This is a genomic window from Ruminococcus sp. 1001136sp1_2201st1_G3_2201SCRN_220225 (assembly GCF_040924365.1).
GTDB classification, from domain to species: Bacteria; Bacillota; Clostridia; order Lachnospirales; family Lachnospiraceae; genus Blautia_A; species Blautia_A faecis.
The window spans coordinates 1-15,681 of record NZ_JBCOME010000076.1 but is presented as its reverse complement, the minus strand read 5'-3'; the positions used below and the strand labels follow the sequence as shown (position 1 = coordinate 15,681).

Genomic DNA, 15,681 nt, shown 5'->3' with positions numbered 1-15,681 from the left:
CCCTTATGGTATTTATTTTTAAAGGATCTCCAAAAACAGGCACACTCTGGATTCCCGGCGAAGCAGAGCTTTTATCTGTCACTGCAATCAGAATTTCTAATGAAGTATTGGCCTTGAAGGTAAACATTCTGTTCTGAGTCCGTTCCACATAATGATCCGGATCCGGATTTCCCATCTGTCCGACCAGAACGCCATCCACATACAAATTATATGCAGAAAAAATTTCCGGCAGATACAAACCATATGTATGCTGCTCAGAGGGAAGCATGATTTTTAACCGGTATGTACCGCTCCCATACGGACTCCTCCCACTGTTTCCAAGTTCCATTCCACCATATTCCCCAATGGAAATATAACGAAAATAATATTTATCCAGATCATCCTCCGGCGTAAGAAGTGCATCCGGATAATATTCCCACTCTCTGGACAAATAATAGACAGGAAAGCTCTCATAGGAGCCATCTGCATACAAAAGTCCGTGTATGGCTTTTTCCTCTCTTGTCATATATTTGTTATTTGAACAATACAACACGTAAAAAAACATAAAGGATAGAATCATGGTTATGATTACAGTTTCCCACAGCAGCTTCCTTCCTTTTTTATTTGCTTTGTTCTCCTTCACCCCGTTCCCCCTTTCGGAGCTTTTCGCCGCGTCTCATTGGTATATTCCATAACAATATTAACAAAATAACAATTATTATAACAATTGCAGCCGTTTTTTTGCGTTGACTGTTAAGTTTCACATCTGAATTCGCTTTCTGGTTTTTGACATCTCCCGAAAGAAGTTCCTCGACCTGTTCGGATAGATTTTCCTCCCCTGGGTCCTCCTCATTTTCAGAACTGTCTTCTTCCAGATCATCATCTTCTGCTGTGTCTTCCTCACTCTCTGTCTGATTTTGTGGTTGCTCTTCCACTGTATAATCTCCGGTTTTATCAATGGGAATCACCGCAGCGTTTTGTGCATCATTTACCGAACCTGTATAGGAGTTACCTTCTTCGTCTGTCAGCATAGTCTGAGAGTCACGGTTCGCATACGGAATCTCCACGATAGCTCCTGGAATATCTGTAACAGCTTCTCCGTTTTTGGAAATTTTTACAGAAACATCACTTCCCACCCAGGAAATGTCTGTCTCAATCTGATCCTCCGCTTTTATATTCCAGTCTTTTACCACTTCCACAGGAACCCGGACCAGCACTCCGTCTCCTTCAAAAGGAATCAGCTTTACACCATCCTTCATAAGATCCAGCAGCCTGTTTCCTACAAGAATGGCGGAAGTATCCGTTACACGCTCCGTTTCATTGTCAATATCCGGAAGCTCTTTGCCATCCCTGTCTGCATAGTTGCGCTTGTACCAGTGCTCATTAGAAATCAGCTCCCCACCATACACAAAAGTATATACCCCGGTACTTCCACCTGGATAGGTTACGTAAATTCCATATTCCCTGCCAGCTTTAAGAACACTTTTTTTCAGATACAGCCCCTTTCTGTCAAAATAGAAATTATTTTTGCCTATTTCTTTATCTTCATTATTTTCCAGCAGATATACCTGCAGATTGTCCAGCTGTTCATCTGTAAAACAGTCTAATATCATAGGAAAGAACAGAACATCCACGCCAACCACACAGCACGTCTGTACTTCCGGCTGATCCGGGCGCTGAACAGTAATATAAGCAGCTGCCCCCGGAACAGTAAGCTCCTGATCCACCGTGCAGCCTTCTGGAGCTGCAAAAGTTCCCGTCACTTTATAAACGCCAGGAGCATTCACATCAACCTGACTGAAATCCCATACTGAATGCATGATAAAAGCCGGATGGGCCGCAGTATCCTCATATTCTTCACAGGTGCTCCCAAAAATATAAAAAGTCTCCTCCAGCTCGGTCCGTACTTCTGCCAGACTCTGCCCCGCCCGCACCGCATATACCATGCAGCGCTGCAGGCTCTTTTCGTCAATCTTCTCGCAGGAACGGATAACAGTATCTTTTGATACTGTCCCGCCAATTGTTCCAGGCTGATAACTGAGTATCTCCAGACTTCCATCTGACTGATAGCGGTATTTAAGATTTCTTGTTTTCCCTTCATTATAAACAACTGTCAGTGTATATATATTTTCAGCTATCATACTCTGGCAGGAAAGATACATCCCATCGGTATCCGCAAATCCATATCCTTCCTCGCTTACATTTACCCAGTCCTCTCCTTCTTTTTGAAGCCATATTTCCATCATATCTGGATTCTGCTCTGTGATCCATGGAAAATAGTAAATACCTGCTGAAATCATTCGGGAATACACCTGAATCTCCGGCTGTCCCGGATTCTGTACAGAAATCCATGCTGTCCATTCCGGAAGACCGACATTGCTTGTATATCCTTCCGGAAGTCTCACTGTCCCTGTAATCTTATAGGCTCCCACAGTCTGAATATCAATTCCGGAATAGTCCCAGATTGCATCCAGATAAAGCTCTTCTCCATCTTCTGTATATGCAATGCAGCTCATGCCATCATAAATTTCCTGCAGTTTCTGCAGGCTTCCGCCTTTCAAAACTGCTCCGGCAGGTATGTAGAAAATTCTGGAAAAATCCCTTATTACATTTTCTGCTGCCCTTACTTCCTGCACGCTTTTCCAGGCAAATATGCAAAGCAAAAAGAAAAAAACACTTATCAGACCTTTTAACCTTTTTTTCATTGATTTTCTCCCTTGTCCCAAGCATATAAGATTTTATCGTATAATACAAGAAACCTGTGGCGAACCGCAGGTTTCCGTGAAAAATGGGTGTTACTGTTTACTTTATCACAACAACAAGAGCGTGTTTGAAAAAGACTTTCTGCAAGATGTGCGTCACAATTTGTGGGGCGTGCAGATTGCAGGAATGATTTTTCAAACAGGCTCTAACTTTGCATTGTACCGTAATATGTTTTACATGAATGTCTTACTATCAGAAACAAAACTCCCTGAAAAAATCACATTCTGCATCATTGCACTGGGCAGCATCAATTGTTTTTACATCGCAGTGGAACACGTGACCAAGTTTATTAACCTTATCTCCAAACACACGATATACAAAGGGTACATTATTCTCCATCAGTTTCTGGACTAATGCAGGTGCCTGTGCTTTCTGATGATCTGCCACGGAAGTCATGCAAAATACAGGAGGATAAACATCTGTAATGCCGTTCAGTACATCAATACTCTCCAGTTCTTCCTCTGTACCGCCTTCCGGAAGAAGTTCCTTCATGATCAGCATAGTCATATTGTCTGCCCCTTCCCTTGGGATCCTGTACACACCGCAATTTAAAGCAATTGCAGTAAGGGCAAAGCCCTCTGGTACAGCAAAATCATATTTGGCAGCATATGCCGGATTTGTACAGATTGCTGCATAAAGCCCCAGAAGATGAGCTCCTGCAGAATCTCCTACTGCAAAAATACGTTCTGTGTCAAAATGGAATCTTCCTGCACGCTTTATCACCCACTTGCATGCCAGATTCACATCCTCTAACTGTGCTGGAAATTTACTCTCAGGAGCCAGACGATATGTAAAGTTTACAACTGCAAATCCTCGCTGTGCAAGACTCATACAATAGTACTGGTATCTTTCTTTATCTCCATACATCCAGGCTCCTCCATGGACGCTGATGATAACCGGAAGGTCTTCTCCCTGTGCCTGCTTCGGTCTGTATACATCCAGCTTCTGCATCTCCCTGTCATCATGTCCATATACAATATTATCCCAACGTTCGATGTCTTCCGGGGTATTCATAAGAGCATCACGCTCATCATCTGCTTTTTTAAATTCTGATCTGATCTTATCGCTAAATTCAGACATTGTAGTTCCTCCAGGTAATGTATTTTTTCTGTGAATATTATAAATGATACCAGTGTCAAAAGACCTTTTGACACTCATTTCATTATAGATGAATTATATAGAAAAAACAACAGGAAAGAATCCTGCTTGCTGCATAAAAAAAGAACACCCAATCAACTCAGGTGTTCTTAAAAGATTCGCCATTAGTCTTCAACTTTAACGATCTCTTTTTTGTTATAGCTTCCGCAAGCCTTGCAAACTCTGTGTGGCATCATAAGCGCGCCGCATTTGCTGCATTTTACAAGGTTCGGAGCGCTCATTTTCCAGTTTGCTCTTCTCTTATCGCGTCTTGCTTTGGAAGATTTATTCTTTGGGCAGATGGACATTTCGGTTACACCTCCTTAAATTTACTGAATATATCACTGATAGCTGCCATACGGGGATCCTTAGGCTCCTCGGCACATCCGCAGGGACCATCATTCAGGTTCTTCCCGCATCTGCTGCAAATCCCTTTGCAGTCTTCTTTACATAAGACTTTCAAAGGCCAGCTCATCAGTACCTCAAGATAGACCAAACGGTCCACATCCAGGTCATAGCCGGTGAGATAGCTGCTCTCATCCAGATCATTCACACGTTCTTCATCCGTAAGCTTCATGTCGAGTTTCCTCTTGAATTCAAAAGGAATCCTGGTCCTAACCTCTTCCAGACATCTGTCACATGGAATTCCAACAGTCACAAGACCGCTTCCCTCCAGTTCCAGAACTCTGTCGCCGGTATTCGTAATCGTAAGCTCTACAGGTTCCTTAGCCAGTACTGGAAAAGTTCCCTGCTGGAAGGTGATGGTATCCATCTCAAAAGCAACACTGTAGTGCTGGCTCTTACCCTCGCTAGATGAAATGTCTGATAAATGTATCTGCATAATCGTCTCCCTATTCACACTTAATCAATTATACATACCCTGTCATTATTTGTCAACTTGAATTTTCCCTTATATACAATAATTTTTCAAAAAAATTACAAAAGCTGGCGAAATTTCAAGTGGAATATTAAATCAATTTCCTGTTGCATATAAAATCCTGCCAGAGTGTATGATTCTCTGACAGGATTTATGCATTTTTATAAAGTAATACAGTATTACCGCAAAGCAGCCTGCCTCTCAGCAACTGACTTTGCCATGTACTGCTGATCACACTGCAGCTAATTATTTTACAAGTGCTACCGTATCACGGCAGATTGCAAGCTCCTCGTTAGTCGGGATAACTGCAACCTTTACCTTGGAGTCAGCACCGGAAATAACAACTTCCTCGCCCATAGCCTCATTAGCCTTAGCATCAATTGTAACACCAAGGAATCCAAGATAAGAGCAGACTTTCTCACGAATCATGCCAACATTCTCGCCGATACCAGCTGTAAACACGATTGCATCAACACCGTTCATAGCAGCTACATATCCACCTACATATTTCGCAATGCCATAGCAGAGAACTTCGATTGCATTCTTAGCATCCTCGTTGCCCTCAGCGGCTGCGGCTCTAAGGTCACGCATATCACTGGAAACACCGGACATACCCTGAAGACCGGATTTCTTATTGAGAACATTCATAACACCTGCAAGATCCAGGTTCTCTTTCTTTGCAATGTACTCAACGATAGCCGGATCAATGCTTCCGGAACGTGTACCCATTACAACGCCTTCAAGAGGAGTAAGACCCATTGTGGTATCTACACATTTGCCATTCTGAACAGCGCTGATGGAAGAACCATTTCCAAGGTGGCAAACGATAACTTTAGAGTTGTCTTTATCAAGACCAAGGAACTCAACAGCACGTTTGGATACAAAGCTGTGGGAGGTTCCGTGGAAACCGTATCTTCTTACCTTGTAGTTCTTGTAGTATTCAATTGGAAGTCCGTACAGATAAGCTTTTGCAGGCATTGTCTGATGGAAAGCAGTATCAAATACACCTACCTGAGGTACATTTGGCATAAGCTCGGAGCATACACGGATACCAATCAGGTTAGCCGGATTGTGAAGTGGTGCAAGGTCATTGCACTCTTCTACTGCTTTGATCATCTCATCTGTAATGATTGCAGAAGAAGCAAATTTCTCGCCGCCATGTACGATACGATGACCAATTGCATTAACCTCTGCAAGACTCTTGATCGCACCTGTTTTCTCATTGGTAAGAGCTTCCAGAACCATCTGGATTGCTTCTTTATGAGTCGGCATGGAAGCTTCTGTGATCTCTTTGTCGTTTCCGGCTTTCTGATATACCAGTCTTCCGTCAATTCCGATTCTCTCGCAAAGTCCCTTTGCAAGAACTGCCTCTGTGTCAGAATCGATCAGCTGGTATTTTAAAGAAGAACTACCGCAGTTAATTACCAATACATTCATTTTTTTACTCTCCTGTTTACATGATTATGTATTACCTGATGCCGGACATTTTATTCTTGGCATCTCTTCAAGGACATGTGCCCTTAATCACAATACGATTCAGCCTTTGGAAACTAATCTGAAATTAGTCCTGAGCCTGGCACTGTACGGATGTGATAGCTACAACACCAACGATATCGTCAGCGGAGCATCCACGGGACAGGTCATTTACAGGTTTTGCGATACCCTGGGTGATAGGTCCGTAAGCTTCTGCTTTTGCAAGACGCTGAGCCAGCTTGTATCCGATGTTTCCTGCATCAAGGTCTGGGAAGATAAGAACGTTAGCCTTACCTGCAACCGGGCTTCCCGGAGCTTTAGAAGCACCTACGCTTGGAACGATAGCCGCATCCAGCTGGAACTCTCCGTCAAGTGCAAGGTCCGGATTCTGCTCTTTCGCAATCTTGGTAGCCTCAACAACTTTATCAACATCTGCATGTTTCGCACTTCCCTTTGTAGAATGGGAAAGCATAGCTACTACAGGCTCTTCCTGTACAAGAAGCTTGAAAGATTCAGCAGAAGAAGCTGCGATTGCTGCAAGCTCTTCTGGATTCGGGTTCTGGTTCAGACCGGAATCACCAAATACAAAAGCTCCGTTAGCGCCATACTCGCAATCTGGAACAATGATCAGGAAGAATGCGGAAACAAGTTTGGTACCTGGTTTTGTCTTCAGGATCTGAAGGCATGGTCTTAAAGTATCAGCTGTGGAGTGGCAGGCTCCGGAAACCATACCGTCTGCATCTCCCATCTTAACCATCATAACACCATAGTACAGATACTGGTTCAGAAGAATCTCCTTAGCCTGCTCTGGTGTCATACCTTTCTTCTGTCTTAACTCTACTAATTTGTCAATATATCCCTGAGTTTTCTCAGATGTTGCAGGATCTACGATCTGTGCACCGGAAATGTCGAAGCCGCCTTCAGCTGCGCTCTTCTTAACTGCCTCCTCATTACCTACAAGTACAAGCTTAGCAATTCCTTCTTTTAAAATCTTGTCTGCTGCTTCAAGAGTTCTCATGTCCTCTGTCTCTGGCAGTACGATTGTCTTAATGTTGGATTTTGCTCTTTCTTTGATTACATCAATAAATCCCATGATTAAATGGCTCCTTTCATTTGTTACAGTAATCCTCTGGGAACTGGCATAAGTATCCATTCCCCATTCAGTAACTTAACCTCATTATACGCCACCCCGCCTTGTATTTCAAGCTTTTCAATGTTAGAATATGGAAGAACAACGTATTTTTTGAGGTGCAATTTTATGAAAACAGCCGGAATTATTGCAGAATATAATCCATTCCATACAGGACATGAATATCAGATAAACTATATAAAAGAAAAACTAAGGATAGACTATGTAGTTATCGCCATGAGTGGTGATTTCGTACAAAGAGGGACCCCTGCTCTTTTTTCAAAATATGTACGTGCAGAAATGGCTCTTCAAAGCGGCGCAGACCTGGTTCTGGAGCTGCCGGTTTCCATTTCTTCTGCCAGTGCAGAGTTATTTGCCAGAGGAGGCGTACAGCTTCTGGATGGACTTGGGGTTACAGATATACTTTGTTTCGGAAGTGAATGCGGTGATACGGATGCGCTTATGGAGCTGGCCAAAATCCTGGCAGAGGAACCAGAAGCTTTTCAGGACGCCCTTCGCCGGAATCTGAAAGACGGAATGACTTTTCCAAAGGCCAGAAGCATGGCTCTCTCTGCAGTTTTTCCCGAATCAGAAAAATACCAGCAATTGCTCTCTTCCCCCAATAATATTCTGGGAATTGAATACTGTAAAGCTATTCTACGGGAAAACAGCTCTATTTCACCGGTTTCCATTAAGCGGGAAGGAAATGATTATCACGAAAATACTCTGTCTGAAAATCACTTTCCTTCTGCTTCTGCTATTCGAAATGCTATTTTGGATTTCAATGCTCCATCCATAGGGGACTCGTCCGATACCAAGCATTCCCACTGCTTTTTATCTGAATCATCAGAAACCTCAATACAGAATTTTGCGTTTCTTGCTGATATGGCAAAAAAATTTTTACCAGCAAATTCCCTGGAACTATTTTTACAGGCAATTTCCGGAAATCGTTTTCTTCTGGAAAACGATCTGGACACGCTTTATCGTTACTGTCTTCTTCAGGAAACAGAAGAAAGCCTGTGCACATACCTGGACATGTCCCACGCTCTTGCCAGAAGGATTCTCTCCTGCCGGGATCAGTATGAAACCTTTTCCCAGTTTGCCAGCCTTCTGAAAACCAAGGAGATCACACGAACCAGGATCCAGAGAGCACTGCTTCACATGCTTCTTCATATTCAGAGTGTGCCAGCGCAGATTCCCTACGCCCGGGTTCTGGGATTTCGAAAAAACAGTTCTGCGCTTCTGGGCAAAATAAAAAAATGTGGCAGCATTCCCCTGCTTACCAAACTGCCGGATGCTTCCGCAGTGCTTGAAAACGCACCGCAAGCTATGGATTTACTAAATAAAACAACTTTCGCATCCAATCTTTACGAAAGCATTCTGGCACAAAAAAACAGCGCTTCTTATGTTCATGAGTACAGACAACAGATTATTATTGTATAATATTCTCAACCGCATAAAGAGCCCCGGCTACTGCAATTCCGTACAATAGCCAGGGCTCACTTTTGTCCATTTTGTCTTACTCATTAGAAAGAAGAATGCGGTCATTATCCAGTTTCTTTCCTGCTCCAACTTTAAACTTGTCAAGCAGCCCTTCCACAGTAAGACCTTTTTTCTCCTCTTCCTTGATATCCAAAACAATATCACCGGAATCCATCATCAGAATACGATTTCCAAGTTCCAGTGCAGACTGCATATTGTGGGTGATCATCAGACAGGTCAGATGATGTTCTTCCACGATCCTGCTGGTCAGGTTCAGCACCTTCTCGGCTGTTCCCGGATCAAGAGCTGCTGTATGCTCATCCAGAAGAAGCAGCTTCGGTGGATTCATAGTTGCCATCAAAAGAGTAAGTGCCTGTCTCTGACCTCCTGAAAGAAGTCCAACCGGATGGTTCATGCGGTCTTCAAGGCCAATATCCAGAAGTGCAAGCTGTTCACGAAAACGCTGTTTATCACTTTTGGAAATACGGGAAAGCCAGCCTCCCTGACCTGCAGCAAGCGCAAGGTTCTCCAGAATCGTCATTCCAGGAGCAGTTCCCCGCATCGGATCCTGATACAGTCTTCCAATATTTTTTGCTCTGGCATGCTGTGGCAGAAATGTAATATCCTCTCCATCCAGAACAACAGATCCGGAATCTGTGAGAAAATCTCCACAGATGGCATTAAACATAGTAGATTTACCAGCTCCGTTGGAACCGATAATTGTTGCAAAATCGCCTTTTTCAAGATGCAGAGACAGATCTCTGATTGCCACTTTTTCATTTACTGTTCCCGGATTAAAGGTTTTGGAAATATGTGAAAGCTTTAACATGGATCAGATTCCTCCCTTCTTGTGCGTCATTCTTCTTTTCAGCTGCGGCCACTGTCGTTTCAGATAAGGGCCGGAAATTGCCAGAATAACAATCACAGAAGATACCAGTTTCAGCATAAACGCTGGCATATTAAATCTTAAAGCCACCGTATAAACCAGTCGGAAAACAAAAGAACCCAATACCATTCCCACAGCTCTTACAAAAATTCCGCCTTTTCCAAGAATTGTTCCTCCGATCAGAAGGGATGCAAGCGCAATGGTAACCATTCCCTGACCAATGTTAATGTCCACAGATTTCTGGGACTGGGAAAGAAGGCATCCGGACAGTGCTGTAAAAGAGTTTGCAATACAAAGTCCGATAATCGTTGTAAATACCGGGTTGATAGACGACGACTTCACCATATCTGCATTATTTCCTGTAGCACGGATTGCAAGGCCAAGTCGTGTCTTTAAAAATACCACCAGAAAAGCAACCACTGCTGCTACTGCGATCAGCGCAACAATTATATCTGTTCTTCCCTTCAGAGGGGTATCTGCCAGAACATCCTTCATCATGGAAAACACCGTATCTGTACGGTTCATGTTGATCAGGGAAGAGCCTCCCATCACTGCTATGTTAATCGAATACAACCCTGTATTCACAATAATTCCCGCAAGCAGACTGTCTACTCCCATTTTTGTCTGCAAAAATCCGGTTACAAAGCCAGAACAGATTCCGGCAAGCATTGCTGCTATTATTGATAAAAAAGGATGTCCGCTGACCGCCACGGCGGCTCCTACAGCGGCTCCTAATGTAAAGCAGCCGTCTGTAGAAAGGTCGCAGACATTCAGCATGGAATAACTTAAAAACAATGCAAGGACAGTCAGGGAACAGATCAGTCCAAGTTTCAAGGCAGTTTCTCCTAAGGAGAGTGCAGTAGCCAGTGTCACAATCATTTCCTCCGGTTAATCATTAATTTGCTTCCAGTTCGTCAAAGCTCTCTGCTGTCACAATCTCATTTACCTGTGTGCAGAGCGGCTCCATAGCAGCTTTGACAGTTTCAAAATCAAGGCCGAGAGCTTCGCATGTTTCTGTGTTTACAGTAGCAGTACCATTATCAAAGGTTTCTACAGGAGTGGTTGCCGGATCAGCTCCATTCAGAAGGATATCAGCAACCATATCTGCTGTTTTTGCTCCAAGATTTGCGTAATCAACACCGTATCCTGCGAAAGCACCATTTAACGCAAAGGAATCAGCTCCTGTGTAATGCGGAATTCCTGCATCAATAAATTTCTCATAAATAGAAAGCTCTGCTGTCATAATAGTATTATCAGTTGGGGTAAACACTGCGTCAACACCATCTGCAACAAGTGCATCTGCTGCAAGCTGAACTTCATCAGTAGTGGTTCCGGTACGCTCAACATATTCGATTCCGTTCTCATCCATGTAAGCTTTTGCTGCCTCGATGGCTGCTGTAGAGGAATCCTGTCCGATATCATATAAAAGTCCGATCTTCTTGGTATCCGGATTTACAGCTTCGATCAGTTTCATAATGGAAGCGGTATCCAGATAATCGCTTGTTCCGGTAAGATTTGCACCAGGTGCCTCCAGGGACTCTACAAGACCTGCACCAACCGGATCCGATACTGCGGAGAATACAACCGGTGTGTCAGTTCCTTCTGTGCTTGCCTGCATACGCATAGCTACTGGTGTTGCAACGCCAACCATAAGGTCTACACCGTCTGCCTGGAAATCAGAAATAATCTGCTCCATAACATTGGCATCTGCATTACAATTGTCATAGGAAATATCAAAGTTTACACCCTTCTCATCACCGATTTCTTTCAGGCGGCTTTCCAGATTGTCTACGATCTGGTTTAGAGATGCGTCATCTACATAATTGCAGATACCGATCTTGTAGTCCTCTGCAAGAACAGGTGTTGCCATCATCATAGTTGCCATTGTTGCTGCTGCGATTGCGATCATTCTTTTTTTCATAGTGTTTTTCCTCTCTCTCTTAAAATTGGCGGGAGCATGTTAAAAAAGGCTTTCCGCATAATATGTGTCACACTTTACGGAAATGATTTTCAAACAGGCTCCAGAAGATAACTAAGCCGATCTTCTGCATCTTGTCTGCGAGAAAGAATGAGTGGTAAAATGGATATCAAAAAACCGTCTTCAAAAAACAACATTCTCTGTTGCTCTTTGAGACGGTAATAAAATCTTATTATCGCGGTGCCACTCAAATTGACAAATCGTCCACTTTCTCATGTACAAACATACACTCCTGATTGGTAACGGGTTCGGTTCCCGTCGGCGCCTACTCTCCTGAAATATAATTTCGGGCCGCCCTCGAAAGTCCATTCCATCAGCCGCTTCATACGAAGATCACACCATCCTTCGCTCTCTGATAAGTCATTATTCAGTCCATTCATAACGACTAAATGTCACATCTGATTTACTACTCTTTCTCATCGGTTTAACTGATTTATACTTTAGCACAGTGATGTAAGAATGTCAAGTGCAAATTTATCCAAAAAAGTTTCTGTTCACTCCGTGACCAGTAACCCAGAAAACTTAGTTTTTAAAGCTATGGATCGGAGCTGGAATTCTTCCGCCTCTTGCCACAAACGCATCACAGGAGAAATTATTTACCGGCATGATTGGTGCATAGCCAAGAAGACCACCGAATTCTACTGTCTCTCCTACTCCTTTTCCGATAACAGGGATCAGACGGACTGCGGTTGTCTTCTGGTTCACCATTCCAATTGCTGCTTCATCTGCAATAATGCCGGAAATGGTGGATGCCTTCGTATCACCTGGTACTGCGATCATATCAAGTCCCACAGAGCATACGCAGGTCATAGCCTCTAATTTCTCAATGGTAAGGGCACCTGCTGTTACCGCATCGATCATTCCCTGATCCTCGCTGACCGGAATAAATGCACCACTCAAGCCTCCAACTGCTGTGGAAGCCATTACACCACCTTTTTTTACCTGGTCATTTAACAGGGCAAGAGCTGCTGTAGTTCCAGGTGCACCGGCTCTTTCAAGACCGATTTCTTCCAGGATCTCAGCCACACTGTCACCGATTGCAGGAGTAGGCGCAAGGGAAAGATCCACAATTCCAAATGGAACGCCAAGCATCTTGGAAGCCTCCCTGGCAACCAGCTGACCTACACGGGTTACCTTAAATGCAGTTCGTTTGATCATCTCACAGAGAGTTTCGAAATCCTCTCCTCTTACTTTCTCCAGAGCGGTTTTTACAACACCTGGACCACTGACGCCAACATTAATAATACTGTCAGCTTCTGTAACGCCGTGGAAAGCACCTGCCATAAACGGGTTGTCATCCGGCGCATTGCAGAATACTACCAGCTTGGCACAGCCAAGGGAATCCTGTTCTTTGGTTGCCTGAGCTGTTTCCAGAATAATCTCTCCCATAAGCTTCACGGCATCCATATTGATTCCAGTCTTTGTGGAACCAACATTCACAGAACTGCATACCCGCTCTGTACTGGCAAGCGCCTGCGGAATAGAACGGATCAGAAGCTCCTCTGCCGGTGTCATTCCCTTACTTACAAGAGCTGTATATCCACCAATAAAGTTCACTCCCACCTGCTTGGCAGCTTTGTCCAGGGTCCTGGCTATTGTTACAAAATCATCTGTAGTTTTGCATGCAGCACCCCCAATCAGACCGATTGGTGTAACAGAAATTCGTTTGTTTACAATTGGAATTCCGTACTGTGCTGATATTTTCTCACCAGTTGCCACCAGATCTTTGGCATATGTGGTAATTTTGTTATAAATTTTTTCGTTTAATTTCTCAAGATCGCTGTCAATACAATCCAGCAGGCTGATTCCAAGAGTAATGGTACGTACATCCAGATTCTCCTGCTCGATCATTTTGTTGGTCTCATTCACCTCAAATATATTAATCATAGCATTCGTATTCCTTTCTATGGATATATCACCTACAGGCGACATTTTTGTTAAATGAAAGTCCGATGGATGGGACTTTCATTTCAAATTCGATGCATTACGTTGAAAATATCCTCATGCTGACAATGGATCACTACGCCGATCTCATCCCCGAGAGCAGCCAGTTCTTTGGAAAGAGTTGCAATTTCCTTGTCTGAAGCACTGGTATCTGCTACCATCATCATGTTAAAATATCCCTGTACAATCGTCTGGGAGATATCCAGAATGTTAACCTGATTCTGGGCAAGATAAGTACATACCTTTGCAATAATACCAACGGTGTCATTTCCTACTACTGTGATAATTGTTTTTTTCATGATACTCCTCCTGTATTTGGGTCTGCAGCCCATTTTGACTGTCCCAGGGAAAATACAGCTTTAAGTTTTCCCTGATCTGTATATAAAAACTGAACCTGTATTTCAAATATAGTTTTGTTTCTTTACTGTAAATTATCTCCTCTACAATACAACCACATCTGAAATACTGTCCCGTTTCGCAACCTGAATCTGAAAATCTTTTGATCTATATGGATTATCTCCAAGAGTTACCTCTGAGCACACAGTCTCATAGGCAAGAGCCTCATAGTTGTTTTCTTTGCTTAAATGTCCAAGAAAAACAGCTTTCATGTCATCATGCAAAAGCCTGCAAAGCAGCTTTCCTGCATTTTCATTGGAAAGATGTCCCCTGTCGCCTAAGATACGCTGTTTCAGATAATAGGGATAACTTCCCACCTGAAGCATACGGATATCATGATTTGCCTCCAGCAAAAGAGCATCCAGATTTTGTAAATTATCTACTATGTAATCGTTATATTTTCCAAGGTCTGTGGCAATCCCAACTGCCTTGTCTTCACACTCAACCCGGTATCCTACCGGCTGTGCCGCGTCATGTGGAATAGAAAAAGGATGAATGGTCAGATCCCTGATATGAAAATCCTGATCCTCCACAATCTCATGAAAAGTGTCTTCCGGAAAATTCTTCATATTCTTCATTCTGCTGATTGCATCTGCAGTTCCACCTGTAGTATAAACCGGAATGTGGTATCTGCGTGCCATCACCCCCAGACCGCTGATATGATCGGAATGCTCATGAGTGACCAGAATCGCATCAATGTCCCTGCCAGTAAGTTCCAGCTGGTTCAGTCCCTGCTCGATCCTTTTGCCGCTTATTCCTGTATCTACAAGAACATGGGTTTCTTCTGATCCCACATAAATACAGTTTCCGCTGCTTCCACTGGCAATGCTACAAAGTCTCATTTCTTCTTACTCCTTCATCTATCTGCTTCCAGGTTTTTTCCACATTTCCGTTATTTTCTACAACGAAATCTGTATGGGCTCGAAAATAATCTTCGCTGGCCTGATTTCCGATAATTCCAAGAGATTTTTCCCTTGTATAGCCTCGGTTTTTCATCAGGCGCTGAATGCGGATTTCCTCATCTGTATGAATATACCATACTTCATCACAAAACTCCTGGTAATGTTCTTCCAGAAAAAGTGCAGCTTCCACAATGCATAGCTTCCGTCCCTTATTCTTCTGTTCCTCCAGGCTTTTCAGTATATATCTTTTTACAGCCGGATGAATTATTCCATTTAGGCGGCTCAAAAAATCCGGTTGCTCAAATACTACATCGGAAACCCTCTTCCGGTCAATAGTTTTATCGTTTTTTATCACATCTTTCCCAAACAGATCAATCACTGGCTGATAACATTCCTGTCCCGGAGCCATCACAATATGTCCCACTTCGTCAGCCTGTATAACAAAAGCATTATATTTTTTCTCAAGATAAGCAAGCACCGTACTTTTTCCGGCACCAACTCCTCCTGTAATACCAATTGTCTTCATTTGTCCTATTCCTTACTGCTTCGATTTCACCTGGTAATTATGAGGTGCAAACTATTTTCTTCCTCAATCCTATTCCAGACATAGCTCTGATTCTACTTTGCCTCGTACCAGTTATTCCCCTGATGCATATCTACTTCCAGCTCCACTGCCAGATTGGCTGCACCCTTCATTTCCTCTTCCAGAATTCTTGATACCTGAGGGATTTCATC

General features: G+C 43.3%; 15 protein-coding genes and 2 pseudogenes. 2 read left to right on the top strand and 15 right to left on the bottom strand.

Going from position 1 to position 15,681, the window contains the following annotated elements:
- The 3 genes and pseudogenes from AB5642_RS18080 to AB5642_RS18070 all read right to left on the bottom strand — a co-directional run.
- Positions 1 to 622: pseudogene (locus tag AB5642_RS18080) on the bottom strand (hypothetical protein); the annotation flags it as partial.
- Positions 600 to 2,684, bottom strand: a complete 2,085-nt coding sequence (locus AB5642_RS18075; protein WP_173718138.1) for a hypothetical protein — start codon at positions 2,682 to 2,684, stop codon at positions 600 to 602. The pseudogene AB5642_RS18080 and the gene AB5642_RS18075, both read right to left, overlap by 23 nt.
- Positions 2,681 to 2,866, bottom strand: a complete 186-nt coding sequence (locus AB5642_RS18070) for a DUF6783 domain-containing protein (RefSeq protein ID WP_368356955.1) — start codon at positions 2,864 to 2,866, stop codon at positions 2,681 to 2,683. The genes AB5642_RS18075 and AB5642_RS18070 overlap by 4 nt, the downstream gene beginning before the upstream one ends.
- Between AB5642_RS18070 and AB5642_RS18065 the strand changes: the two are divergent.
- Positions 2,845 to 2,895 (top strand): annotated as a pseudogene (locus AB5642_RS18065) (DUF6783 domain-containing protein); the annotation flags it as partial. The gene AB5642_RS18070 and the pseudogene AB5642_RS18065 sit on opposite strands and share 22 nt — an antisense overlap.
- 39 nt (positions 2,896 to 2,934) lie before the next feature.
- On the opposite strand, the gene AB5642_RS18060 reads toward AB5642_RS18065, so the two are convergent.
- The 5 genes from AB5642_RS18060 to pta form a co-directional block, all read right to left on the bottom strand.
- The gene (locus AB5642_RS18060; protein ID WP_173718137.1) at positions 2,935 to 3,822 is read right to left on the bottom strand and encodes an alpha/beta hydrolase; all 888 of its coding nucleotides are present in this window, start codon (positions 3,820 to 3,822) and stop codon (positions 2,935 to 2,937) included.
- A gap of 182 nt (positions 3,823 to 4,004) precedes the next feature.
- Complete coding sequence (gene rpmF, locus AB5642_RS18055; protein ID WP_077610953.1) at positions 4,005 to 4,187, bottom strand: 50S ribosomal protein L32; 183 nt, start codon at positions 4,185 to 4,187, stop codon at positions 4,005 to 4,007.
- Between the two features lie 5 nt (positions 4,188 to 4,192).
- Complete coding sequence (locus AB5642_RS18050; protein WP_118580053.1) at positions 4,193 to 4,720, bottom strand: DUF177 domain-containing protein; 528 nt, start codon at positions 4,718 to 4,720, stop codon at positions 4,193 to 4,195.
- 282 nt (positions 4,721 to 5,002) lie between these two features.
- Positions 5,003 to 6,193, bottom strand: a complete 1,191-nt coding sequence (locus AB5642_RS18045) for an acetate/propionate family kinase (protein ID WP_118580050.1) — start codon at positions 6,191 to 6,193, stop codon at positions 5,003 to 5,005.
- A gap of 124 nt (positions 6,194 to 6,317) precedes the next feature.
- Entirely contained in the window at positions 6,318 to 7,322 is a 1,005-nt protein-coding gene (gene pta, locus AB5642_RS18040) for a phosphate acetyltransferase (RefSeq protein ID WP_173718136.1), read from the bottom strand.
- Positions 7,323 to 7,487: 165 nt separating this feature from the next.
- Here pta and AB5642_RS18035 point away from each other — a divergent pair, with 165 nt between their 5' ends.
- The gene (locus tag AB5642_RS18035) at positions 7,488 to 8,801 is read left to right on the top strand and encodes a nucleotidyltransferase family protein (protein ID WP_173718135.1); all 1,314 of its coding nucleotides are present in this window, start codon (positions 7,488 to 7,490) and stop codon (positions 8,799 to 8,801) included.
- Between the two features lie 76 nt (positions 8,802 to 8,877).
- Here the strand turns inward: AB5642_RS18035 and AB5642_RS18030 are convergent, their stop codons facing one another.
- From AB5642_RS18030 to coaE, 7 genes are all read right to left on the bottom strand, one after another.
- Positions 8,878 to 9,669 (bottom strand): ABC transporter ATP-binding protein, encoded by a 792-nt coding sequence (locus AB5642_RS18030; RefSeq protein WP_118580042.1) that lies wholly within the window; start codon positions 9,667 to 9,669, stop codon positions 8,878 to 8,880.
- A gap of 3 nt (positions 9,670 to 9,672) precedes the next feature.
- Positions 9,673 to 10,560, bottom strand: a complete 888-nt coding sequence (locus tag AB5642_RS18025; protein WP_330590185.1) for a hypothetical protein — start codon at positions 10,558 to 10,560, stop codon at positions 9,673 to 9,675.
- Positions 10,561 to 10,621: 61 nt separating this feature from the next.
- Positions 10,622 to 11,647, bottom strand: coding sequence for an ABC transporter substrate-binding protein (locus tag AB5642_RS18020; protein WP_173718134.1), 1,026 nt, complete (start codon positions 11,645 to 11,647; stop codon positions 10,622 to 10,624).
- Positions 11,648 to 12,226: 579 nt separating this feature from the next.
- Positions 12,227 to 13,591, bottom strand: coding sequence for a PFL family protein (locus tag AB5642_RS18015; RefSeq protein ID WP_148462827.1), 1,365 nt, complete (start codon positions 13,589 to 13,591; stop codon positions 12,227 to 12,229).
- 83 nt (positions 13,592 to 13,674) lie between these two features.
- The gene (locus tag AB5642_RS18010; protein ID WP_021925040.1) at positions 13,675 to 13,947 is read right to left on the bottom strand and encodes an ACT domain-containing protein; all 273 of its coding nucleotides are present in this window, start codon (positions 13,945 to 13,947) and stop codon (positions 13,675 to 13,677) included.
- A 141-nt stretch (positions 13,948 to 14,088) separates the two neighbouring features.
- A complete protein-coding gene (locus AB5642_RS18005) occupies positions 14,089 to 14,886 on the bottom strand; it encodes an MBL fold metallo-hydrolase (protein WP_173718133.1) in 798 nt (265 codons plus the stop codon).
- Positions 14,873 to 15,472 carry a dephospho-CoA kinase gene (gene coaE / locus AB5642_RS18000; RefSeq protein ID WP_148462829.1) on the bottom strand — a complete coding sequence of 200 codons (600 nt, stop codon included), beginning with the start codon at positions 15,470 to 15,472 and terminating at the stop codon, positions 14,873 to 14,875. The genes AB5642_RS18005 and coaE overlap by 14 nt, the downstream gene beginning before the upstream one ends.
- Between the last annotated feature and the right edge of the window lie 209 nt (positions 15,473 to 15,681).